This is a genomic window from Pseudomonas sp. H3_E04, assembly GCF_054668915.1.
Genome location: NZ_CP162797.1, coordinates 1,569,376 through 1,591,408 on the forward strand (window position 1 = coordinate 1,569,376; position 22,033 = coordinate 1,591,408).

18 protein-coding genes and 1 tRNA gene are annotated in these 22,033 nt (G+C 61.1%); 11 read left to right on the forward strand and 8 right to left on the reverse strand.

The annotated features are described in order from the left end of the window. Window positions 1–102: 102 nt before the first annotated feature. The 6 genes from AB4N53_RS07070 to AB4N53_RS07095 all read left to right on the forward strand — a co-directional run bounded on the left by AB4N53_RS07070 (window position 103) and on the right by AB4N53_RS07095 (window position 5,407). Window positions 103–1,290: an MFS transporter gene (locus AB4N53_RS07070; protein WP_460119338.1), complete on the forward strand. Its 1,188-nt coding sequence runs from the start codon at window positions 103–105 to the stop codon at window positions 1,288–1,290. A gap of 93 nt (window positions 1,291–1,383) precedes the next feature. Continuing rightward, complete coding sequence (locus tag AB4N53_RS07075) at window positions 1,384–2,679, forward strand: OprD family porin (RefSeq protein WP_460119340.1); 1,296 nt, start codon at window positions 1,384–1,386, stop codon at window positions 2,677–2,679. 172 nt (window positions 2,680–2,851) lie between these two features. Further along, complete coding sequence (locus AB4N53_RS07080; RefSeq protein WP_460145108.1) at window positions 2,852–3,559, forward strand: hypothetical protein; 708 nt, start codon at window positions 2,852–2,854, stop codon at window positions 3,557–3,559. Continuing rightward, window positions 3,556–4,071: a hypothetical protein gene (locus AB4N53_RS07085; protein ID WP_460119344.1), complete on the forward strand. Its 516-nt coding sequence runs from the start codon at window positions 3,556–3,558 to the stop codon at window positions 4,069–4,071. The genes AB4N53_RS07080 and AB4N53_RS07085 overlap by 4 nt, the downstream gene beginning before the upstream one ends. Before the next feature lie 8 nt (window positions 4,072–4,079). After that, window positions 4,080–4,589 carry a hypothetical protein gene (locus AB4N53_RS07090; RefSeq protein ID WP_016774812.1) on the forward strand — a complete coding sequence of 170 codons (510 nt, stop codon included), beginning with the start codon at window positions 4,080–4,082 and terminating at the stop codon, window positions 4,587–4,589. A gap of 458 nt (window positions 4,590–5,047) precedes the next feature. Further along, complete coding sequence (locus tag AB4N53_RS07095; protein WP_253500427.1) at window positions 5,048–5,407, forward strand: DUF6124 family protein; 360 nt, start codon at window positions 5,048–5,050, stop codon at window positions 5,405–5,407. A 335-nt stretch (window positions 5,408–5,742) separates the two neighbouring features. Here AB4N53_RS07095 and AB4N53_RS07100 read toward each other — a convergent pair. The 7 genes from AB4N53_RS07100 to fdnG all read right to left on the reverse strand — a co-directional run bounded on the left by AB4N53_RS07100 (window position 5,743) and on the right by fdnG (window position 16,274). After that, window positions 5,743–5,838 (reverse strand) — tRNA-Sec (locus AB4N53_RS07100). Window positions 5,839–5,842: 4 nt separating this feature from the next. Then, complete coding sequence (gene selB, locus AB4N53_RS07105; protein ID WP_460125368.1) at window positions 5,843–7,759, reverse strand: selenocysteine-specific translation elongation factor; 1,917 nt, start codon at window positions 7,757–7,759, stop codon at window positions 5,843–5,845. Further along, the gene (selA, locus tag AB4N53_RS07110) at window positions 7,756–9,168 is read right to left on the reverse strand and encodes an L-seryl-tRNA(Sec) selenium transferase (RefSeq protein WP_460119347.1); all 1,413 of its coding nucleotides are present in this window, start codon (window positions 9,166–9,168) and stop codon (window positions 7,756–7,758) included. Before selA ends, selB begins: the two co-directional genes overlap by 4 nt. A gap of 1,512 nt (window positions 9,169–10,680) precedes the next feature. Beyond that, window positions 10,681–11,607 carry a formate dehydrogenase accessory protein FdhE gene (gene fdhE / locus AB4N53_RS07115; protein WP_460119349.1) on the reverse strand — a complete coding sequence of 309 codons (927 nt, stop codon included), beginning with the start codon at window positions 11,605–11,607 and terminating at the stop codon, window positions 10,681–10,683. Window positions 11,608–11,610: 3 nt separating this feature from the next. Next, window positions 11,611–12,276: a formate dehydrogenase subunit gamma gene (locus AB4N53_RS07120; protein ID WP_460119351.1), complete on the reverse strand. Its 666-nt coding sequence runs from the start codon at window positions 12,274–12,276 to the stop codon at window positions 11,611–11,613. Beyond that, window positions 12,273–13,208, reverse strand: a complete 936-nt coding sequence (gene fdxH, locus AB4N53_RS07125; RefSeq protein WP_460119353.1) for a formate dehydrogenase subunit beta — start codon at window positions 13,206–13,208, stop codon at window positions 12,273–12,275. Before fdxH ends, AB4N53_RS07120 begins: the two co-directional genes overlap by 4 nt. Next, the gene (gene fdnG, locus AB4N53_RS07130; RefSeq protein ID WP_460119355.1) at window positions 13,209–16,274 is read right to left on the reverse strand and encodes a formate dehydrogenase-N subunit alpha; all 3,066 of its coding nucleotides are present in this window, start codon (window positions 16,272–16,274) and stop codon (window positions 13,209–13,211) included. A 318-nt stretch (window positions 16,275–16,592) separates the two neighbouring features. On the opposite strand from fdnG, the gene AB4N53_RS07135 reads away from it, so the two are divergent. The 5 genes from AB4N53_RS07135 (at window position 16,593) to AB4N53_RS07155 (ending at window position 21,397) form a co-directional block, all read left to right on the forward strand. Then, window positions 16,593–17,747, forward strand: a complete 1,155-nt coding sequence (locus AB4N53_RS07135; protein WP_460119357.1) for a MalY/PatB family protein — start codon at window positions 16,593–16,595, stop codon at window positions 17,745–17,747. A 229-nt stretch (window positions 17,748–17,976) separates the two neighbouring features. After that, complete coding sequence (locus tag AB4N53_RS07140; protein ID WP_460119359.1) at window positions 17,977–18,834, forward strand: glucose 1-dehydrogenase; 858 nt, start codon at window positions 17,977–17,979, stop codon at window positions 18,832–18,834. Window positions 18,835–18,921: 87 nt separating this feature from the next. Continuing rightward, window positions 18,922–19,533: a Yip1 family protein gene (locus tag AB4N53_RS07145; RefSeq protein WP_016774823.1), complete on the forward strand. Its 612-nt coding sequence runs from the start codon at window positions 18,922–18,924 to the stop codon at window positions 19,531–19,533. A gap of 42 nt (window positions 19,534–19,575) precedes the next feature. Next, window positions 19,576–20,919, forward strand: a complete 1,344-nt coding sequence (locus AB4N53_RS07150; protein WP_460119362.1) for a cation:proton antiporter — start codon at window positions 19,576–19,578, stop codon at window positions 20,917–20,919. Between the two features lie 184 nt (window positions 20,920–21,103). Further along, window positions 21,104–21,397 carry a hypothetical protein gene (locus AB4N53_RS07155; RefSeq protein ID WP_460119364.1) on the forward strand — a complete coding sequence of 98 codons (294 nt, stop codon included), beginning with the start codon at window positions 21,104–21,106 and terminating at the stop codon, window positions 21,395–21,397. 87 nt (window positions 21,398–21,484) lie between these two features. Here AB4N53_RS07155 and AB4N53_RS07160 read toward each other — a convergent pair whose 3' ends face one another. After that, entirely contained in the window at window positions 21,485–22,018 is a 534-nt protein-coding gene (locus AB4N53_RS07160; RefSeq protein ID WP_016774826.1) for a hypothetical protein, read from the reverse strand. Window positions 22,019–22,033 lie beyond the last annotated feature (15 nt).

The following is a 22,033-nucleotide window of genomic DNA, read 5'->3' on the forward strand; positions in this document are numbered from 1 at the left end:
GCCGAAGGCTGCGATGTTTTGATCGTTAGCCTGCTTTCATTTATCCCGACCCCGCGCCATGATGTCGGCAACTCTCCCACCGCCGCCCGCGAACGAGTGCTCATGTCTGCGCAGCCACTGCCACCGCAAAGCTCCCTGGCGATCACCCTGCAGATCGTCTCCATCGTTTTCTACACCTTCATTGCCTTTCTCTGCATCGGGTTGCCGATTGCGGTATTGCCCGGTTACGTCCATGAGCAACTGGGTTTCAGCGCGATCATTGCCGGCCTGGTGATCGGCTCGCAGTATCTGGCCACCCTGCTCAGCCGGCCCATGGCCGGGCGCATGTCGGACACGCTCGGGACCAAGCGGGCGATCATTTATGGCTTGTGGGGGATTGTCCTCAGTGGCGCGCTGACGCTGCTGTCGACCTTGCTGCAAAGTTTCCCGCTGACCAGCCTGCTTATCCTGATTGCGGGGCGCTTGCTGCTTGGCATTGCCCAAGGCCTGATCGGTGTCGGCACCATCAGTTGGTGCATGGGCCAGGTCGGTGTCGAGCACACGGCGAAATCCATCGGCTGGAACGGCATCGCCTCCTACGGCGCGATTGCCATCGGCGCGCCGCTGGGTGTGGTGATGGTTGCTGAATACGGTTTTGTCAGCCTTGGCGTCGCGCTGTCGGCGTTGGCGGCCGGTGCGTTGTGGTTGATCCGCAACAAGCCATCAGTGCCAGTGATTCGCGGTGAGCGTCTGTCGTTCTGGGCAGTTTTCGGCAAGATTGCGCCGTACGGCACCAGCCTGACCCTGGCCTCGATCGGCTACGGCACGCTGACCACATTTATCACCCTTTATTACCTCAACCGAGGCTGGAGCGGCGCGGCGTATTGCCTGAGCGTGTTTGGCGTGTGTTTCATTTTGTCGCGGCTGCTGTTTATCTCGGCAATCGCCCGGTTTGGCGGCTTTGCCTCGGCCATCGCCTGCATGACAGTGGAAACCATCGGGCTGGTGATGCTGTGGCTGGCGCCCTCCACCGCATATGCGCTGATCGGCGCGGGGCTGGCGGGGTTTGGATTGTCGCTGGTATATCCCGCGCTGGGGGTTGAAGCGATCAAGCAGGTACCGAGTTCGAGTCGCGGTTCGGGTCTGGGGGCCTATGCCGTATTCTTCGACCTGGCACTGGCGATCGCCGGGCCGTTGATGGGCGCGGTCGCGTTGAACCTTGGTTATTCGTGGATTTTCTTCAGCGCAGCACTGCTGTCCGTGACCGGACTGGGCCTGACCTTGCTGCTCAAGCGCCGGGCGATGGCCTGACTCTGACCAGCGCCAACTGAGCACATCGACCCAATCCTTTTGGCTCGGCACAGTTGATCATCAGCGCCATCCCAATTGCCGCCGGCCCTGACCATGATCAACTGCGCCCCCTCGCGCTTCACCCTGCTTGCACTGTTCTGCAGCCTCAGCGCTAGCGCCTGCGCCGATGGTTTTTTCGCCGATGCGAAAAGCGATGTACTGCTGCGCAACTTTTACCTGAGCAACGATTACCGCTCGCCAACGCCCTCCGGTAAAAATTACAAACAGGAGTGGGCTCAAGGGGTTATAGGCAACTTCTCATCAGGTTTTACAGATGGAGCCGTCGGTTTCGGTATTGACGCCCACGCCTTCGCCGGCCTGAAACTCGACGGCGGCAAGGGTCACTCCGGCACCGGTCTGCTGCCGGTCGACAGCGATGGTCGCAGCGAGCACGGCTACTCCAGCGCTGGCGGTGCATTCAAGTTGAAAATCTCGCGCACTACCTTGGCCTTCGGCGAAATGACCGTGGAAACCCCGGTCTTCGACACCTCCGACAAACGCCTGCAACCGGAATACGCTACAGGCTTTTTGTTCAACAGCGCCGAGTTCGACAGCATCAATCTGGTCGCCGGGCACTTCACTGCATTCAAGAACCAGGACAGCTCTTCCGGCCAGGGCGATTTCTATGGCTACGGCGCCAACACCGAAGCGGGGGGCATCAGCTTCGTCGGCGCCGACCTGTTCAGCAGCAGCGCGGTCGGCGGCTCTGTCTACGCCTCGGAATTGAGCGACACCTGGCATCAGTACTACGGCAACCTGCATTTCAAACAATCAGGTGTGTTGCTCGACGCCAACCTCTACCACACCCGCGATACCGGCCATGCATTGGCCGGCGAGATCGACAACACCGCCTTCAGCCTCTCCGGCAAATACAGCTTCGGCCCGCATGCGGTGATGCTCGGCTGGCAGCGGATCAATGGCGACACGCCGTTCGATTTCGTCGGTGGCGACTCGATCTACCTCGCCAACTCGATCAAATACGCCGACTTCAACGGCGCCAACGAACGCTCCTGGCAAGCCCGCTACGATTTCGACTTCGGCGTCTTGGGCATCCCCGGTCTGAACTTCATGACCCGCTACGTCAGGGGCAGCCACATCGACGGCACGCACGCGCCCAAGGGCGGCGCCTACAACTCGTTCGACGCCGACAGCGGCGACTATCAACCGCAACAGGGCAATGGCGGTAAACACTGGGAACGCGATATCGACCTGAAATATGTCGTGCAGTCTGGCGCCGCGAAGGATCTGTCGGTGCAGCTGTCGCACGTCAGCCACCGCGCCAATGAAGCACAGGCCGGGGATGATATTGACCGGATTTACGTGGTCATCCAGTACCCGTTGGGTTTCTGAGGTAACACGATAAACCCGCCCACAGGTTCCTGCGTCGGTCACAAACCCTGAGTTTGCTCCTGGAGATCAAAATCAAAAGATTTCAGCGTACCGCAGCACCTACAGCGGCTAGCCAAGTGCCATCACCTCGTTTATTCTGCCCCCCCGCATAAAAAGCCAAGCCAGGAAGGCATTGATTGACCTTCCTGTTTGTAGTCAATCAACGCAAGCAGATTCAGGGATGTACATGTTTCAGCTATTCAAACTCGGAGCGGCCCTCGTGCTCGCCGCGACGCTCAGCGGCTGCATTACCGAAAGCGCTTCCTGGGTCAGCGAACCCTTGCAACCCAAGGCAAGCGAGCCAGCCAGTTATCTCGTTGGCTCAATCGGGCCGCAATCACTCAAGCAATCAGCCGCTGACAACCAGCGAATCTTTTTCCGCAAACGCGGTTCCGAATACGGTGCGGCCGGCGTCTGGAAAATGGCCGGTGCCTACTCCACGCCGCAGGATGTTCAGGACGGTGTCGGCGCAGCGAGCGTATTCGTGCTTCCCCTGAAGCCTGGCGATTACGAGTTCTATGACTTCCAGTTCTTTTCCGCACGTTATCAACCTGGGCTTGGCACTGTTTTCACCTCGAGAGAGGCGCGGGAGAAATTCAACCTGCCGATGCGCCTGGAACCCGGCAAGGCCTATTACATCGGCGAGTTCCGCTCGTTCTGCCTGACCGCCGGTTTCTGCGCGTTCCGCTGGAGTGATCAGAACGCCCGCGATGCGCTGATTGCGCAACGTCTGGCGCCAGGATTGCCAACGCTGCAACCGCTGAAACTCGACCTGAACAGTGCTCAGCCCTACATCTTCACCGGCCCCATCCCGGGTATTGCCGTGGACGCCAAACCATGAAAAAAATCATCGCCCTCACCGCCGCCGCTCTGTTGACCGGTTGCGCGGCGACCAACACCTTGCCCGAGCGCACGCTTACGGACGGTCAGGATTATCTGCAGCCGATTCACGTTATGGTCGATGATCCGGAAAACGGCTCCAGCCTGCGCAACCACCTGCGTCAGACCGGTGTGTTCCGCACTATCGAAACCGGCAGCGGTAAAGCTGACGAGTACAACGTGCAGGTCAAACTTAATGTGGAACGTCACCTGCCGCCGTTTCCGGTGATTCTGCTGAGCACCGCGACGTTGTTCTTGCTGCCGCTGTCGAATGAATTCGACACGCAAACCGAATTCACCGTGTTCCAGGGTGACAAGCGACTGAAGCAATACACCTATCGCAACATCACTCAAAAATACATCTGGCTACTGGATCAGGGCGGCGAGATGCGCGAACAGAACCTCGGCCGCATCGCCCGCGCCTTCGCGCAGGATGTGCAGCAAGACCGGCTGATCCCGGCAGTCGCGCAATGAACCGCGCGATGATAAAAGTCGCCGGCCTGCTCTGTGCCTCTCTGATGCTGGGCGGCTGCGCCAACACCTTGCAACCGCTCGATTACCATGCCGATCAGGCCTATGTGCCGGTCACGCTGGGCATGGGGCCCGCGTATACGCGCATCGACGAGCAGCATCAGCGCGAGACCGTCAGCGTCCTGAAAAAGACCGGCGCGTTCTCGATGCTCGACGGCGGTTACACCCGCAACGGCTACAGCCTGTTGATCACCGAACCCAGCGACGGCAAGGTCAACTGGCTGGCGCTGGTCAACGTCTTCACTCTGTTCACCTTCCCGATGCCCTACCACTACCAGGACAACCTGCGCGGCTCGGTCTTCAAGGATGGCCAACTGCTCAAAACCTACAACTACTCGCGCGAAGGCTGGAGCGTGATGACGTGGTATGTGCCGATTCCCGGGGTCGAGAACAAACGGCAAATGCTCGATCAGTTGCTGGTGGAAATGGACCGGGACAAGGTGATTCCGTATCAACCGTGAGTTTTGGTGATGTGGGCTGGTGAGGTGGATTGCGGCGCAATGCATTGCAATGCGGGAGCGAGCCTGCACGCGAAGAGGCCGTCAGCTCCGGCGCAATTCTTCGATTTAAACGAAGCTGTTTAAAAGACACCTGCGGATACGGTCTCAAGGCTACAAATCCTTGCGCCGTTGCCTACAGCTACGCCAGAATCCGCCGGCTTGTGCGCCTTGGGGGCGGGTTCTATTGTGGTGCGGTCGCTGACGAATCAGCGATCGGGTTTAGCGACCCGGATCTTAATTAGGTGCATCAGCGGTCCATGCTTCGTCGCAGGTTCAATTCTGCGACTGCGCTATGGTGGCTGTATGCGGGAGACCTTCGGGTCTGCCGGGTGCCTATAACCGGTTCGCTAACCTGCGTACAGCCGCCACCTACTGTTTAGCGACAGTGCCTGACGGCTCCACTTAATAGGAGCTTTACCATGATCAAACCAACACCCAACCCACCCGAAACCGACCCCACCTCCCCCTACGAATCCCTCGACTCGAAAAAACTCCACGAAGCCGCCGACCGCGCCCTCGACCACTACCTCTGCCCACCCGGCTCCACCCCGCCGCCCTACAGCCCCCGCGCGATGTACGCCGTCACCGCCGACACCAAAAACGAAGACCTGCTGGCCAACGCCTGCGAAACCCTCGCCTCCGCGAAAACCATCGCCCAGGAATTCGCCGGACTGGTCAAGCCATCCCAGCGCCGGACGCTGATGGGGATTGCGCAGTTGATCATGCTCGGAGAATTGGCGGTGAATCGGGTGCTGGATAATCTGGAGTTGCCGCAGTAGCGGGCCTCGCTAAAGGATGCTGAGTGAGGCGCCTTCGCGGGCAAGCCCACACAGGGATTTCTGTCGACCACAAGGCTTCGTTCACGCGCCAAACTTTGTGGGAGCGAGCCTGCTCGCGAATGCGGTGGGTCAGTCCCTGAGATGTCGGCTGATATACCGTTTTCGCGAGCAGGCTCGCTCCCACAAGAGTTCGCGGCTGCCTCTCAATAACTGGCGAACCAAACGTGGCCGACTACGTTTCACCGGCATTCAGAATTAAGAGATCGCAGCCTTCGGCAGCTCCTGCAAATCGATGCAGGAGCTGCCGAAGGCTGCGATCTTTGCTTTTGAGAGACTGGCGGAAGACAGCCGGAGTCGAACCTGCCCGGGAACGGATGCCGTCCCCAACCGGGTTTGAAGCCCGGCCGCGCCACCGGACGCGATTGTCTTCCTCGTTCATGGTGCGCAGGCGTTAGCCAGCGCGTTGTCGGGGCGGATCTGGCGGGATTCGCCGAGGCGGCGGGTCAGGCCGAGTCGATCGAAATACTCCAGATACTGAATACAGCGTTTGCGTCCCAAGCCTAGCGCATCGCGGAAGGTTGTCACTTCGATTGCGGCATTTTCTTCGGCGAGTTTCAGCAGCAGCGCCGCCATTTGCCGCAGGACGATGTCGCTGATGAACAGGTCGCGCACCACTTGGTGCATCAGGCCCAGCCGCGCCAGTTTGCGCAAGAGCAGGCGGACGCTGGCGTCTTCTTCGCCGAGCATTTTCGCGGCGTCGCGCACCCACGGCGGTTCGAAACCGGCCTGTTCGAACAACGGCTGTAATTGCTGCCAGAGGCTTTCGTCGTCAGCATTCAGGCGCACCTGATGGTCGGGCAGGTGCAACCAGGGGCCGCTGGCGAGGATCGAGCCGACGCTGAGCAGTTCGTCGAGCAGGCTGATGAACGTCGAGCGTTCCAGTGCCAGCGCGCTGAAGCGGCGCAGTCGATCGCGGTCCGGCCCCATCTGATCGGGTTCCTGTTCGTGGAACCGCGCCAGTTGTTCGAGCAAGGTGAATTTCAACTGGCCCCAGCGCTGAACATTGAACAGCAGCGGGCCTTGGCGGGTGTCGATCAGGCGGATGTTTTCCGCCAACGTCCACTGCGCGCGCGGGCGGTTGAACTGGCGTTCCAAGCGTTGCGGGTCGACGCCGCCGGGGCTGTGGTTGAGCAGTGCCGGCAAGGCTTGTTCGAGGCTGACGCTAAGGGCGAGGGTTTGCAGTTGTGCGAGGCGTTCCGGGCTGCGGCGTTGGCGGGCCGGGGCGAACGAGTCGAGAACGATGCCACCGCCGAGGGTGCGTTGCGCGCTGGCGTCGCGCAGGATCAGCCGATCGCCCTTCACCGCGTGCACCGGCGCGCTGATCAGCAATTGCGCAAACATGCGCTCGCCGGGGCTCAGGCGCGGGCCTTGCAACAAGGCGACGCGGGCGATGACGTCCTGGGTGCCGACATGCACATGCACCGGGTGGAAATGTTCGAAGGTGCGCTCGCCGGGCAACAGCTGAAACTCGATGTCGATGCGCTGGGTTGGCGCATGCAGCCAGTCCGCCAGCAGCCATTGGCCACGGTGAATCTGCGCCAGTTCCAGACGTTCGCCGCTGAGGTTCAACGCCACGCGCTGGCCGGCGAAAGCCTGTTCGGCAGCCTGATTTTGCGCGTGCAGGCCACGAATGCGCACCGATTTGCCGGCAGGCGCCAGAAGCAGTTTTTCGCCCACTGCAACCGTGCCCGACAGCGCGGTGCCCGTGACCACAACCCCTGCTCCAGCAACGCTGAACGCCCGATCAATCGCCAGACGAAAGCCGCCATCGCAACCGCGCGTTTGCACCTCGTTGTGCGCCTGCAATAACGCCGCGCGCAACTCATCGACGCCCTGCCCGGTCACACTCGACACGGTAAAAATCGGCGCATCGGCGAATGGCCCGGCCGCCAGCAAATCCAGGACCTGGCGCTGCACCTCTTCCACCCTGCCCGCTCCCGCCCGGTCGCATTTAGTAATCGCCACCAGCGCGCGGGGAATGCCGAGCAGCTCGACGATCGCCAGATGCTCGCGGGTCTGCGGCATCACGCCGTCGTCGGCCGCGACCACTAGCAATACCAGATCAATGCCCTGCGCGCCGGCGAGCATGTTGTGGGTGAATTTCTCATGGCCGGGCACGTCGATGAACCCGGTGAGCCCGGAGCCCGCCTTGAGTTCGGCGTAGAGGTAACCGAGGTCGATGGTCATGCCGCGTTCGCGCTCCTGCGGCCGGCGGTCGCCGGTTTGCCCGGTCAGCGCCTGCAACAGCGAAGTCTTGCCGTGATCGATGTGCCCCGCCGTGCCGACGATCACGCGTCGACCTGCAAATGCGGCAACTGCGCCAGCCACGCCGGCTCATCGTCGAGCTGGCGCAGATCCAGCCACAGCGCATCGTCGTCGATCCGCCCGAGTACCGGGATCGGCAAATCGCGCAACGCCGCTTCGAGATTGAGCAGATAACGCCCGCGCCAGCGCTTGGACACCTGTGGGCGACAACACAGCGCTGCGCTTGGCAGACGCGCCACCGGTTGGCTGCCGCTGCCGATCATGCCCAACGCCTCGACCGCGCTGACCTGCCATATCTCGCCCAAACGTTCAGCCATCAAGGGCTGCAAGCGCAAAGCCTGGGCGAAGATGTCAGCTTGCGGACGGGTCAGCAGGCGCAGGCTCGGCAGACGTTCAGCGAGACGATCCGGATCGCGATACAAACCCAGCACCGCTTCCAGCGCGGCCAGGGTTAACTTGTCGACCCGCAGCGCGCGTTTCAACGGATTCTTCTTGATCTTTGCGATCAGTTCTTTGCGCCCGACGATCAACCCGGCCTGCGGCCCGCCGAGCAATTTGTCGCCGCTGAAGGTGACGATGTCAGCGCCATCGAGCAACGCCTGTCTCACCGTCGGTTCCGCCGGCAGGCCCCAGCGGGTCAGGTCGAGCAGGCTGCCACTGCCCAGATCCTCCAGTAACGGCAAGCTATGGGCGTGCGCTAACTCGGCCAGTTCCGCAGTCGCCACCCGCGCGGTAAAGCCTTCGATGCTGTAGTTGCTGGCATGCACGCGCATGATCAAACCGCTGCGCGGGCCGATCGCCGCTTGGTAATCACGGGCATGGGTGCGGTTGGTCGTGCCGACTTCATGCAGGCGCACGCCGGCGCGGGCCATGATGTCGGGGATGCGGAAGGCACCGCCGATTTCGATCAGTTCACCGCGCGAGATGATGCCCTCCTTGCGCGCGCCTAGGCTGTTGAGGGTGAGCAACACGGCAGCGGCATTGTTGTTGACCACGGTCACCGCTTCGGCGCCGGTCAGTTCGCGGATCAGACCTTCGATCAGGTCGTCACGATCACCGCGCTTGCCGCTGGCCAGATCGAATTCGAGATTAAGCGGGTAGCGTGCAGCCATTTGCACCGCTTCGATGGCTTCATCAGGCAGCAGGGCGCGACCGAGATTGGTATGCAGCACCGTGCCGGTCAGATTGAATACCCTGCGCACCTGGCTGCGTTGCTGTTGCGCCAAGCGTTCGCCGACGCGGCCGGCGAGCACTTCGGCGCCGATTTCAATGGCGGACACTTGCCCGCTCAACACGCTGGGCCGTAGCTCATCGAGCAACTGGCGCAGGCCCGTCAGCAAAGAATCCCGGCCGTAACGCTCGGCCAACGGCGCGCACGCCGGGTGACGCAACAACCCATCAATGGACGGTAATCGCAGGGCAACGCTGGAAGACATCAACCACTCCTGTTTTGACCGGAAAGGCCCCTTCGGGAGCAAGCCCCCTCCCACACGGTTTTGGGACAGCCTGCAAAATGAGTGCACGCAGCCAATTACTGTGGGAGCGGGCTTGCTCGCGAATGCGGTAAGTCAGTCAGCAATGATGTAACTGAAACGACCCCTTCGTGAGCAACCCCCTCCCGCAAGTATTTCAGCAGTGTAGACGCACTGTGGGAGCTGGCTTGCCGGCTCCCATAGGGATTCGGGGTGGAATGAACATTGTTGGTCACCACAAAACCTGTGGGAGCGGGCTTGCCAGCGATTGCGGTAGGTCAGTCAAAGAAGTGGTGGATGTGCCGACCGAATCGCTGGCAAGCCAGCTCCCACAGGGATTCGGGGTGGAATGAACATTGTTGGTCACCACAAAACCTGTGGGAGCGGGCTTGCTCGCGAAAGCGGTGTGTCAGTTAGCGTGGATGTGGCTGACCTGACGCCTTCGCGAGCAGGCTCGCTCCCACTTGAAAATCCGGGGCTGACCGGGCTTTGTGATCCGGCACATAAATCTGTGGAAGCTGGCTTGCCAGCGATTGCGGTGGGTCAGTCAAAGAAGCGGTGGATGTACCAACCGAGTCGCTGGCAAGCCAGCTCCCACAGGGATTCGGGGTGGAATGAACATTGTTGGTCACCACAAAACCTGTGGGAGCGAGCCTGCTCGCGAAAGCGGTGTGTCAGTTAGTGTGGATGTGGCTGACCTGACGCCTTCGCGAGCAGGCTCGCTCCCACATGGAAATCCGGGCTGACCGGGCTTTGTGATCCGGCACATAAACCTGTGGGAGCTGGCTTGCCAGCGATTGCGGTGGGTCAGTCAAAGAAGTGGTGGATGTGCCAACCGAATCGCTGGCAAGCCAGCTCCCACAGGGATTCGGGGTGGAATGAACATTGTTGATCACCACAAAACCTGTGGGAGCGAGCCTGCTCGCGAAAGCGATGTGTCAGTAAATGTGGGTGTGGCTGACCTGACGCCTTCGCGAGCAGGCTCGCTCCCACATGGAAATCCGGGGCTGACCGGGCTTTGTGATCCGGCACATAAACCTGTGGGAGCGGGCTTGCTCGCGAAAGCGGTGTGTCAGTTAGTGTGGATGTGGCTGACCTGACGCCTTCGCGAGCAGGCTCGCTCCCACATGGAAATCCGGGCTGACCGGGCTTTGTGATCCGGCACATAAATCTGTGGGAGCTGGCTTGCCAGCTCCCACAGGGATTCGGGGTGGAATGAACATTGTTGGTCACCACAAAAACTGTGGGAGCGAGCCTGCTCGCGAAAGCGGTGTGTCAGTTAGCGTGGATGTGGCTGACCTGACGCCTTCGCGAGCAGGCTCGCTCCCACTTGAAAATCCGGGGCTGACCGGGCTTTGTGATCCGGCACATAAACCTGTGGGAGCGGGCTTGCTCGCGAAAGCGGTAGATCAGTCGAAGATGATGTGGCTGAAACGGCCCCTTCGTGAGCAGCCCCCTCCCACAGTTCTGCTCTCGTCATTCGTCTCCGGGCGCCAGCAACAGATTCGGTGCCAGACGCTGATAACCGTCCTGGGCCAGACGCATGTCCAGCAGCAAACTGCCGAGGTCCGCTGACAACGCCTCGGCTTCGGCGTCGTTCTCCAGATAAAGCAATTTCAGGTAGCTGTTGCAGCTCGGGCAGACTTCGGCGCGCAGCGGTGCCTGTTCGGCGCTGTGCCGGTCGTCTTCCTCGCTGAGATATTCAAGGCCCTTGCTCTGCTCGCAATACACGCACTTGACCCGCACCACATGCCATTCGCAGGCACACAGCGAACAGACCAGATAACGCAAACCGTTGTGCTTGCCGCGATGGCGAATCACCCCGGCCATGGCCGGCGAACCACAGGCCGGGCATTGGCTGAGGCTGTCTCCAGGCTTGAGTTGCAGATTTGGCACACTGAGCAGCCAGTGGCTCCATGCGGTTTGCAGCGCCGCGCCGAGAAACGGCACCAGTGCCGCCGGCACCAGCGAATATTGCCCACTGACCAGCGCCACTGCCCATGCGCGCAACTGGCCGGCACCAGTCCCGCGCAAAGTGTCCAGCGCATCGATCACCGCAGGCTGGTCCGCTGGCGCATAGCGCTGCAGCAAAGCGTCCAACCACGGCTGCCAGGCGTCCTCACGCACCAAAGTGTCCGCTGCGAACGGCGGCAGACCGTGCTGCTGACAGGCTTCGAAACGCTGCGCATCAAACGGCGCGGTCAGCGGCGGATCATCGAAAACCTGCTGCTGCGCCCGACACAACCCGGCCATCAGAAGCAGATAATCCGCCAACCCATTGCCCTCGGCCAGACGCTCAAGGCGCTCGGCACGCAGGGCAAACAGGTTACGCGGTGGCAGGTACAGAAACGGCGGCGAACTGGCCGCCGCCTCGATTTCCCCAGGTTCAAGAATGCTTGGCAAAAGTCAGCCCTTTTTCGTCAGCGGTCGCTCAGGCCGGTCCCGAGGCTGTTCGTCGCGGGTCACCTCGCGGTACCACAGTTCATGGTGTTTTCTGGCCCACGGCCGGCTGACCCAGCCATGCAGCATGGCGTCGACCGAACCCTTGATCCACAAACCGGCGTAGATGTGCACGATGATGCTCAGCACCAGCACGAACCCGGCCAGCGCATGCAACAGCATGGCCCAGCGGATCACGCTGATGCCGAAATACGCGCTGAACCACGCGCGCCAGATCACCAGCCCGGTGAACAGCAAACCGAGCATGCACAGCAGTAAAGTCCAGAACAGCAGCTTTTGCCCAGCGTTGTACTTGCCTACCGGTGGCACGCTTTCTTCGTCGTTGACCATCACCCGGTTGATCCGCCGCAGCCACTGGCGGTCATTGGCGATGAAGAAGTTGCTGCGCCAGAAGCTGAACACCAGACCGAGGAACAGCACGAACATGGCGATGCCCATGTACGGGTGCAGGATCCGCGTCCAGGTGCCGCCGCCGAACAGGTTACTGAGCCAGAACAGCGACGGATGAAACAACGCCAGCCCGGACAACCCGGCCATGAAAAACAGGATCGCCACCAGCCAGTGATTGGTGCGCTGGTTGGCGCTGTAACGCAGGATCGTCTTGTTGCTCATGGCCGCTCCTCCCCGCGTGGATCGAAGGTGTGCACCGCCGGGTCGACCACATGCACCGAGGTGTCGGGCGCTGGTGGGAGTTCATCCTCCTCGACACGATTCGGGCCGATGCGCACGTAGTGGAAAAACCCGGCCAGCACCGCCGCGCCCATCGCCAGCAGGCCGAGGGGTTTGCTGATGCCTTTCCACAAACCCACCAGCGGACTGATCGCCGGATGGTCCGGCAAACCGGCGTAGATTTTCGGCGTGTCGGCATGGTGCAGCACGTACATCACGTGGGTGCCGCCAACGCCTGCCGGGTCGTACAGACCGGCGTTTTCAAAGCCACGGCTTTTCAGGTCGACGATGCGTTCGGCGGCGTGCTCTTTCATGTCTTCCTTGGTGCCGAAGACGATGGCGCCGGTCGGGCAGGTTTTCACGCAGGCCGGCTCCAGCCCCACCGCCACGCGGTCGGAACACAGCGTACATTTGTAGGCCTTGTGATCCTTCTGCGAAATGCGCGGAATGTTGAACGGGCAACCGGTGATGCAATAGCCACAACCGATGCAGTGGTCCTGATCGAAATCGACGATGCCGTTGGCATGCTGAATGATCGCGCCGGGGCTCGGGCACGCGGCCAGACAACCGGGCTCGGCGCAGTGCATGCAGCCGTCCTTGCGGATCAGCCACTCAAGGTTGCCGGCGTCGGTTTCGTGCTCGGTGAAGCGCATCAGCGTCCATGAATCCGCCGTCAGGTCCTGCGGATTGTCGTAGGTGCCGTGGTTGTGGCCGACCTCGTCGCGCAGCTCGTTCCATTCCGAGCAGGCGACCTGGCAGGCCTTGCAGCCGATGCATTTGGTGGTGTCGATCAGCTTGGCGACGCCTTGCTGAGTCCTCACCGACGGCGGCACGGTGGTAGTGGCCGAGCGGGCAATGATGTCTTGGCTGGCCATTTACAGTTTCTCCACGTTGACCAGGAATGACTTGGATTCCGGGGTCTGAGTGTTGCCATCGCCGAGGAACGGCACCAGGGTGTTGGTCAGGTAACCGTGACGCGTCAGGCCAGTGAAACCCCAGTGCAGCGGGATGCCGATCTGATGCACGACCTGGCCGTTGACCTGCAGCGGCCGGATCCGTTTGGTCACCACCGCCACCGCTTCGATAAAGCCGCGCTTGCAGCTGACCCGCACCCGATCACCGGCAGCAATGCCCTTCTCGTTCGCCAGCACCTCGCCGATTTCAACGAACTGCTCAGGCTGGGCAATCGCGTTCAACTTGCAGTGCTTGCTCCAGAAGTGGAAATGCTCGGTAAGCCGATAACTGGTGCCGGCGTACGGGAAGTCCTTGGCTTCGCCGAGGGTTTCCCAGACCGAATCGAAGATCCGCGCCGCCGGGTTGCTGGTGGCCTTCTTGTTCTGCGGGTGCAGCGGGTTGATGCCGATCGGCGTTTCGAACGGCTCGTAGTGCTCGGGGAATGGCCCTTCGTTCATCTTGTCGACGGCGAAGAACCGCGCCACGCCTTCAGGGTTCATGATGAACGGATTCATCCCGGCTTCCGGCGGCACGTCGGCCTTGTAATCCGGCACGTCGGTACCGGTCCAGGCCTTGCCGTTCCACCACACCAGACGCTTTTTCGGATCCCACGGTTTGCCCGCCGGGTCCGCCGAGGCGCGGTTGTAGAGAATCCGCCGATTCGCCGGCCACGCCCACGCCCAGCCCTGATGCTGATGCATGCCGAACGGGTCGGCATTGTCGCGACGGGCCATCTGGTTGCCGGCCTCGGTCCAGCTGCCGGCGAAAATCCAGCAACCGGACGCGGTGCTGCCGTCATCCTTGAGCAAACCGAAGCCGGCCAGTTGCGTACCGGCCTTGACCGTGACGCCGCTGGCATCGGTGAAATCGCTGACAGCGGTGCCGTTGATTTCCCGCGCCAGTTCTTCCGGCGAAGGCTCGTCGGGGATCTTGTACGGCCACGACAGTTTCAGCAGCGGATCGGCAAATTTGCCGCCTTCGCTCTGATAACGCTGGCGCAGGCGCAGGAACAGTTCGCTCATGATGCGAATGTCGGTCTGCGCTTCACCGGGGCCATCGGCGCCTTTCCAGTGCCATTGCAGCCAGCGGCTGCTGTTGACCAGCGAGCCGTCTTCCTCGGCAAAGCAAGTGGTCGGCAGGCGAATGACTTCGGTCTGGATTTCGGCGGTTTTCACGTCGTTGTACGGCCCGACGTTTTGCCAGAACTCCGAGGTTTCCGTGGCCAGCGGGTCCATCACCACCAGCCACTTGAGCTTGGCCAATGCGCCCATCACACGGTTCTTGTCCGGTAACGCGGCGATCGGATTGAAGCCTTGGCAGAAGTAGCCGTTGACCTCGCCTTGGCTCATCAGATCGAACATTTTCAGCACGTCGTAGTTGGGGATGTCGAGTTTCGGCAAATGGTCAAACAGCCAGTTGTTCTCGGCGGTGGCGTTGGCGCCGTACCAGGATTTCATCAGGCTGACGTGGAATTTGCTGTAGTTCTGCCAGTACGAGAGCTGCCCCGGTCTGAGCGGAACCTGCGTGCGTTTGAAGATGAACTGGCCGTAATCCTGCTCGCTGTCGCTGGGCAGCGTGAGGTAGCCGGGCAAGGCATTGGAAAGCAGGCCGAGGTCGGTCAGGCCCTGAATGTTCGAGTGCCCGCGCAGCGCATTGACGCCGCCGCCGGGCATGCCGACGTTGCCCAACAGCAGTTGCACCATCGCCGCGCTGCGGATGATCTGCGCGCCGATCGAGTGCTGCGTCCAGCCGAGGGCATAGAGAATCGTCATGGTCTTGCCCGGTGTCGAGCAGGTGGCGATCTCTTCCCAGATTTTCTGCATCGCGTCGACGGGCATGCCGCAGATCTGGCTGGCCAGGTCGATGTTGTAGCGGCTGTAATGCTGCTTCATCAGTTGATATACGCAGCGCGGGTCTTGCAGGGTCGGGTCGACGCGGACGAAACCGTCCTCGGCGAATTCGTAGCCCCAGCCGGACTTGTCGGTATAGCTGCGTTTTTCCGCGTCATAACCACTGAACAAGCCGTCTTCGAAGCCATAGCCGGCTTTGACGATGAACGACACGTCAGTGTAATTGCGCACGTATTCGTGCTGGATCTTGTCCTCGGTCAGCAGGTAATTGATCAAACCGCCCATGAAGGCGATGTCGGTACCGGTGCGGATCGGCGCGTAATAGTCGGCCACCGACGCGGTCCGGGTAAAACGCGGATCAACCACGATCAGCCGCGCGGCGTTGTGCGCCTTGGCCTCTGTCACCCATTTGAAGCCGCACGGATGCGCTTCTGCTGCGTTGCCGCCCATTACCAGGATCAGATTCGCGTTGGCGATATCGGTCCAGGTATTGGTCATGGCACCACGGCCGTACGTCGGGGCAAGACTTGCCACCGTCGGGCCGTGTCAGACACGCGCCTGGTTATCGAACCCCAGCAGACCGAGGCTGCGAATCACCTTCTGGGTGATGTAGCCGGCTTCGTTGGATGCCGCCGATGCCGCGAGGAAACCGGTAGTCAGCCAGCGATTCACCGTTTGCCCGTTGGCATTTTTCTCGATGAAGTTGGCGTCGCGGTCGGCCTTCATCAGGTCGGCGATGCGATCGAGGGCTTCGTCCCAGCCGATGCGCGTCCATTCATTGCTGCCAGGCTTGCGCACTTGCGGGTACTGCAAGCGGCCGGGGCTGTGAATGAAGTCGAGCAGGCCCGCGCCTTTCGGGCACAGCGTGCCGCGATTGACCGGGTGGTCGGAATCGCCTTCGATGTGAATGATGTTCTGCGCCACGTTCTTGCCGGCATCGCCCTGGCTGTACATGATCAAACCGCAACCGACCGAGCAATACGGGCAGGTGTTGCGGGTTTCACGGGTGTGGGCGAGCTTGAAGTGACGCACCTGCTCGGCGAAGGCCGCCGTCGGGGCCATGCCCAACGCGCCCAGGCTTGAGCCTGCAAGGCCGATACCGGCGACCTTGAAGAACTGACGACGGCTGAGATCCATCGTGCACTCCTGATCAGGTGGAACCCGGTACTTGCGCCGGGCTTTATCTGGACAATCACGGTTGCGACGCCTTGGCGCCGACTTTTTCACTGTAGACAAAGACCTTGCCGATTGTGTGAAAACCGACCGTCGGGTGTCTGGCCCGGATTTCCAGCCAGTGCACACCCCCCTGTGGGAGCGAGCCTGCTCGCGAAAGCGATGGGTCATTGAACTCAATGCTGCGTGACCCGACGTATTCGCGAGCAGGCTCGCTCCCACACAGATGGCGTTGCGCATAGAATGTCCGGCAGAACCAACTCCGCCTTGACGAGACCGCGCATGACTTTCGATTTTGATCAGTTGTTCGACCGCCACCACACTGGCAGCACCAAGTGGAGCCGCTACCCGGCCGATGTGTTGCCGATGTGGGTCGCTGATATGGATTTCGCTGCGCCACCGGTCATCGTCGAAGCCTTGCAACAGCGCCTGCTGCACCCGCTGCTCGGTTACAGCGTGGCCCAGGACAATCTGCGGCAAGCCATCGTCGCCGACCTGTGGAACAAGTACGCGTGGCAGGTCAAACCGCAGGAGCTGATCTTCCTGCCGGGCGTGGAATCGGGCTTCAACATGGCCCTCAAGGCTTTGGTCCAGGCGCAACAGAATGTCGTCGTGCAGGTGCCGAACTACCCGCCGCTGCGCCATGCGCCGGGGCATTGGGGGCTGAACAAGGTTGAGCTGGAATTCAACGCCCAGGCCGATGGCACCTACGCCACGCCATTGGACGCACTGCGCGAGTCGCTCAAAGGCGGCGGCGCCCTGCTGTTGAGCAACCCGCACAACCCGATCGGCAAGGTCTTTGATCGCGAGGAGTTACAGGCCGTGGCGGACATTTGCGCAGCGCAGGACGCGTGGATCATCTCCGACGAGATTCACGCCGAACTGTGCTTCGACGGCCGCGTGCATATTCCTACTGCTTCACTGAGCCCGGAGGTATCGAAACGCACGATCACCCTGATGTCGGCGAGCAAGGCGTACAACATCGCCGGTCTCAAGACCTCGTTCATGATCATTCAGGACGCCGCCCTGCGCGAACGCGTCAATCACGCCCGCTGCGGCATGGTCGACAGCGTCAACCCGCTGGGCATGGAAGCCACCCGCGTCGCCTACAGCGAAGCCGCGCCGTGGCTCGCCGAACTGAAAACCTACCTGCAGGCCAACCGCGACTGGCTGGTAGACGCGGTGCGCACGCGCCTGCCAGGCGTGAGCATCAATGTGCCGCAGGGCACCTATCTGGCATGGCTCGATTGCACGGCGCTCGACCTGCCGGATCCGCAGCGATTCTTCCTCGAACAGGGCAAGGTCGGGCTCAGTGCCGGGCTGGATTTTAGCGACCAGCATCAACAGTTCGTGCGCTTGAATTTCGGCTGCCCGAGGGCGTTGCTGGAAGATGGGATTGCGCGGATGGAGCGGGCTTTGGCAAACCGCAATCTCTGATCCTGCCCCGAGATTCCCTTGTGTAAATGATCCCTGTGGGAGCGAGCCTGCTCGCGCAAGCGCAGTGTCAGTCGACACATTTATCGTCTGACACACCGCTTTCGCGAGCAGGCTCGCTCCCACATTGGTTTTGCATAGCCAACCACAATCCAGCGCAAATCCGATCGAACTCCAGGCAAAGCCACCGGGTCAACCCGGAACACTGGCCTTGAAATCAGGAGACCCTGCGATGACTGACTATCCAAAACCACCCTTCCCGAAACAAGCCCAAGCGGTGCCCGGCTCGCAGCGCAAAATGGAGCCGTACCCGGACTGCGGCGAGCAAAGTTACGTCGGTTCTGGCCGCCTGGCCGGCAAGATTGCGCTGATCACCGGCGCTGACAGCGGCATCGGTCGCGCAGTGGCGATTGCCTTCGCCCGTGAAGGCGCCGACGTCGCCGTGGCGTACTTGAATGAACACGAAGACGCTAAAGAAACCGCACGCTGGGTCGAACAGGCCGGGCGTCAGTGCATCCTGCTGCCGGGCGATATCGCCGAGAAGGCTCAGTGTCAGGCGCTGGTCGACAAGACCGTCGAGCGCTTTGGCCGCATCGACATTCTGGTCAACAACGCCGCGTTCCAGATGACCCACGAAAACTTCGAAGAAATCCCTGATGACGAATGGGTGATGACGTTCGATGTGAACATCACCGCCATGTTCAGGATCTGCCAGGCGGCGATCAAGCACATGGGGCCCGGTTCATCGATCATCAACACCAGTTCGGTCAACTCGGACATGCCCAAACCGACCTTGCTGGCCTACGCCACCACCAAAGGTGCGATTGCCAACTTCACCGGTGGTCTGGCGCAGATGCTCGGGCCGAAGGAAATTCGCGTCAACAGCGTCGCGCCCGGCCCGATCTGGACGCCGCTGATCGTCTCGACCATGCCCGACGAAGAGGTGCAGAACTTCGGCGGCAGCACCCCGCTCGGCCGTCCCGGCCAACCGGTGGAAGTCGCACCGATTTACGTGCTGCTGGCCTCCGACGAAGCCAGCTACATCACCGGCCAGCGCTACGGCGTGACCGGCGGCAAACCGATGCTGTAACCGTGCAGCAGAAAAACTGAACCCGAGCGGCATGGCATCCCTCCATACCTGTAAGCCCCTACGGGCCAACAGGAACAGGAGGTTGTCATGTCCGCCCCCCTCGTCAGACTCTTCACCCAACCCAATTTCGCCTGGACCGATATCCGCCGCGAAGAAGAAACCCATCCCCGCCACTACCTCGCCCATCTACTGCTGCTCGCGCTGATTCCGGCCGTGTGCCTGTTCATCGGCACTACCCAGGTCGGTTGGAGCCTCGCCGTGGGTGAAAACGTGCGCCTGAGCACGGCCAGCGCCTTGCAACTGAGCGTGTTGCTGTACGTGACGATTGTCGCCGGTGTGGCGATTATCGGCGGGTTTATCAGATGGATGTCGCGATCGTTCGATGCGCGCCCAACGCTCAATCAATGCATCGGGTTTGCCGCCTACACGGTGACGCCGTTTTTCCTCGCCGGGATTGCCGGGCTGTACCCGAGCCGCTGGCTGGCGATTCTGGTGCTCGGCGCGGCGTCGATCTATTCGACGTTTTTACTGTTTGTCGGCCTGCCGACCTTCATGCACGAGCGCAAGGAGCAAGGCTTGCTGTATTCAGCGTGCGTGTGGGGCGTTGGCCTATTGGTGCTGGTGACCATGCTGGTGTCGATGATCCTGCTGTGGTTCAACGTGCTCATCCCCGAGTACCTGCGCACGACCGTGAGCTGACCCGGTGCGCCTGTCCTTGAAAACTCGCTGCTGTGAGCGGTCATGAGTTTCGGCGTATGGGTCGCAGTGCTCGGCGCCGTGCTGCTGACGCTGGCCCTGACCTCGTCTTGGTTGCGCTGGATGCCGGTCACCACCTCGGCAGTGTGTCTGCTGCTGGGCATCGCCATCGGCCCCAGCGGCCTCGACCTGCTGCAATTGCCGCTGGAGGAATCGTCGTTGTGGATGGAGCACCTGACGGAAGTCGCGGTGCTCTTTTCACTGTTCGTCTGCGGTTTGAAGCTGCGTCTGCCGCTGGGCAACAAAACCTGGCGCATCGCTTTTGGTCTGGCCGGGCCGGTGATGATTCTGAGCATCATCGGCGTATGTCTGCTGCTGCACTGGGGCCTGCAACTGGCGTGGGGGCCTTCGCTGCTGATCGGTGCGATGCTGGCGCCGACCGACCCGGTGCTTGCGGCGCTGGTGCAGGTCAATGATGCGCAGGACATCGACAGCGTGCGTTTCGGCCTCTCCGGTGAAGCCGGGCTCAACGATGGCGTGGCCTTCCCTTTCGTGATTCTTGGTCTGCTGTTGCTGCACGGTGACGGCAGCGCGGGCGAGTGGCAGCACTGGGTGATCCGCAGTCTGTTGTGGGCGGTGCCGGCGGGTTTGCTAACCGGCTATTGGATGGGTCGCGGCATCGGCCGCATCGCCCTGTCGCTGCGCATTCACAATGACGACAGCACCCTCGGCCCCAACGATTATCTGACCCTCGCCCTGATTGCGCTTTCCTACGTGGTGGCCGATGCCATTGGCGGCTATGGCTTCCTCGCGGTGTTTGCCGCCGGCCTCGGCCTGCGTCAGGAGGAGGTGAAATCCACCGGCATTACCCAAGTGCCTGCCGAGCATCTGGTGCAACCGGTGGTCGGCCATCAGAACGTTGAACCGCAGAACGCCGTGCATGGCGATACCGAGCAATTGGAAGACAGCCAGGTCGCAGCGGGCATCATGATGGGCGACATGCTCGCGTTCGGCAGTCTGGTCGAACGGGCGATGGAGGTGTTTCTGGTCACCCTGCTCGGCGTCGTGCTGATTGCCCACTGGGATTGGCGAGCATTGTGGATCGGCGCCGTATTGTTTTGCCTGATCCGGCCACTGAGCGTGGCGCTGATGCCGTGGGGCAATCTGCTCAGCGGGCCGCAGCGTTTGTTGATCGGCTGGTTCGGCATTCGCGGCATCGGCAGCCTGTTCTATCTGTTCTTCGCCCTGAACCACGGCCTGGATTCCGACGTGGCCAAGGTCTGTACGGACCTCACGTTGTCGGTTGTTGCCTTGAGTATTCTGCTGCATGGCATCAGCACGCAGCCGTTGCTGGCGCGTTATGAACGTCTGAAGCAACGAAAAAGCTGATTCGTCGGCCGCTGCGCTTCGCTGGAAATTATCGAAGATTTTTCTGCAAAAAAATGGATCGCCGGACGCGACCCAAGGGTCACAACTTTAACCGCGCCAACCATCCAGCGCGGCCCGGCAGGTTCGGTTCCCCTGCGGTGAACAGCCTATTAAACGGAACCCCGACACAAACAAGGTCACGGTCATGAACGAATGCTCGACTCCTGCGCAAATCAAGGCTTGCAGAGCACTGGCTCTGGAACGCAATCGTCAACTGTTCGAAGAAGCCCACGAACTGAACCGAGCGGCCAACGCGCTGCTGGAACAGACGCCGACCGACTTCGAACGCTTCGAGCAATATCGGGCACTGCGCAAGAAAGCCGATGCGAAATTTGAAGATGCGATCGATCATCTGTGTGTGCTGAATGAGGATTTCCCGCCGATTCCGGCGGCGGTGCAGAATGCTGTTACTTTGCGGCGTGAGCTTGAAACCGCGTAATGAGAAGTTACCAGCCCCCTCACTCCAGCCAGTGAGGGGGAAACCCGATCAAAGCTTAAGACATCCGCCACCTGCCGACCGATCTCTTCACGGATTGGTCACCTGAATAAACACCGCATACACCCCCAACATCACCCAGAACGTGGCAAAAATCCAAGGCGTGCGCACCGAGAACAGCAGCGACTTGCGATAGCCCTTGTGGCTCGATTCCATTTCGCTGAACAGCGGCGATTCATCGTACGCCGCGCCCATCACTGGTTCGCTGTGCAGTAACTGGCTCTGTTTGAAGTGCCAGTGATCGATGATGTCGTAAGCCGCACGAATCCCCGGCCAGGCATTCAATGAACTGAGCACCCCGAGCAGCGCGAGAAACGGCGGCACGACGAGGGTGAACATCTTGCCCCACTCCGGATTGAGGTTGGCCATGCACGAGGCGAAAGCGATCACCAGGAACGACTGCGCAGCCAGATAGGCGTCGGTGCGGTTGGCGAGGATGCTGGTTTCGTACTGGATTTCCCGGCGATAGAAATCCAGCCGTTCCTTGGGTGAGCCAAACATCTTGGCGTCGTGTTCGGCCAAGGCTTCTTCAACAGCGCTTGGCTGGGTCAATATGCGAGACAAGAGACGTGCCCTCCA

What these genes read in the sequence shown, in the direction of transcription:
- AB4N53_RS07155 (WP_460119364.1), top strand. Translation starts at nt 21,104, where the DNA reads ATGAACGAATGCTCGACTCCTGCGCAAATCAAGGCTTGCAGAGCACTG.
- AB4N53_RS07120 (WP_460119351.1), bottom strand. Translation starts at nt 12,276, where the DNA reads ATGAGCAACAAGACGATCCTGCGTTACAGCGCCAACCAGCGCACCAAT.
- AB4N53_RS07070 (WP_460119338.1), top strand. Translation starts at nt 103, where the DNA reads ATGTCTGCGCAGCCACTGCCACCGCAAAGCTCCCTGGCGATCACCCTG.
- fdxH (WP_460119353.1), bottom strand. Translation starts at nt 13,208, where the DNA reads ATGGCCAGCCAAGACATCATTGCCCGCTCGGCCACTACCACCGTGCCG.
- AB4N53_RS07095 (WP_253500427.1), top strand. Translation starts at nt 5,048, where the DNA reads ATGATCAAACCAACACCCAACCCACCCGAAACCGACCCCACCTCCCCC.
- AB4N53_RS07140 (WP_460119359.1), top strand. Translation starts at nt 17,977, where the DNA reads ATGACTGACTATCCAAAACCACCCTTCCCGAAACAAGCCCAAGCGGTG.
- AB4N53_RS07085 (WP_460119344.1), top strand. Translation starts at nt 3,556, where the DNA reads ATGAAAAAAATCATCGCCCTCACCGCCGCCGCTCTGTTGACCGGTTGC.
- selA (WP_460119347.1), bottom strand. Translation starts at nt 9,168, where the DNA reads ATGTCTTCCAGCGTTGCCCTGCGATTACCGTCCATTGATGGGTTGTTG.
- AB4N53_RS07075 (WP_460119340.1), top strand. Translation starts at nt 1,384, where the DNA reads ATGATCAACTGCGCCCCCTCGCGCTTCACCCTGCTTGCACTGTTCTGC.
- AB4N53_RS07090 (WP_016774812.1), top strand. Translation starts at nt 4,080, where the DNA reads ATGATAAAAGTCGCCGGCCTGCTCTGTGCCTCTCTGATGCTGGGCGGC.
- AB4N53_RS07150 (WP_460119362.1), top strand. Translation starts at nt 19,576, where the DNA reads ATGAGTTTCGGCGTATGGGTCGCAGTGCTCGGCGCCGTGCTGCTGACG.
- AB4N53_RS07135 (WP_460119357.1), top strand. Translation starts at nt 16,593, where the DNA reads ATGACTTTCGATTTTGATCAGTTGTTCGACCGCCACCACACTGGCAGC.
- AB4N53_RS07145 (WP_016774823.1), top strand. Translation starts at nt 18,922, where the DNA reads ATGTCCGCCCCCCTCGTCAGACTCTTCACCCAACCCAATTTCGCCTGG.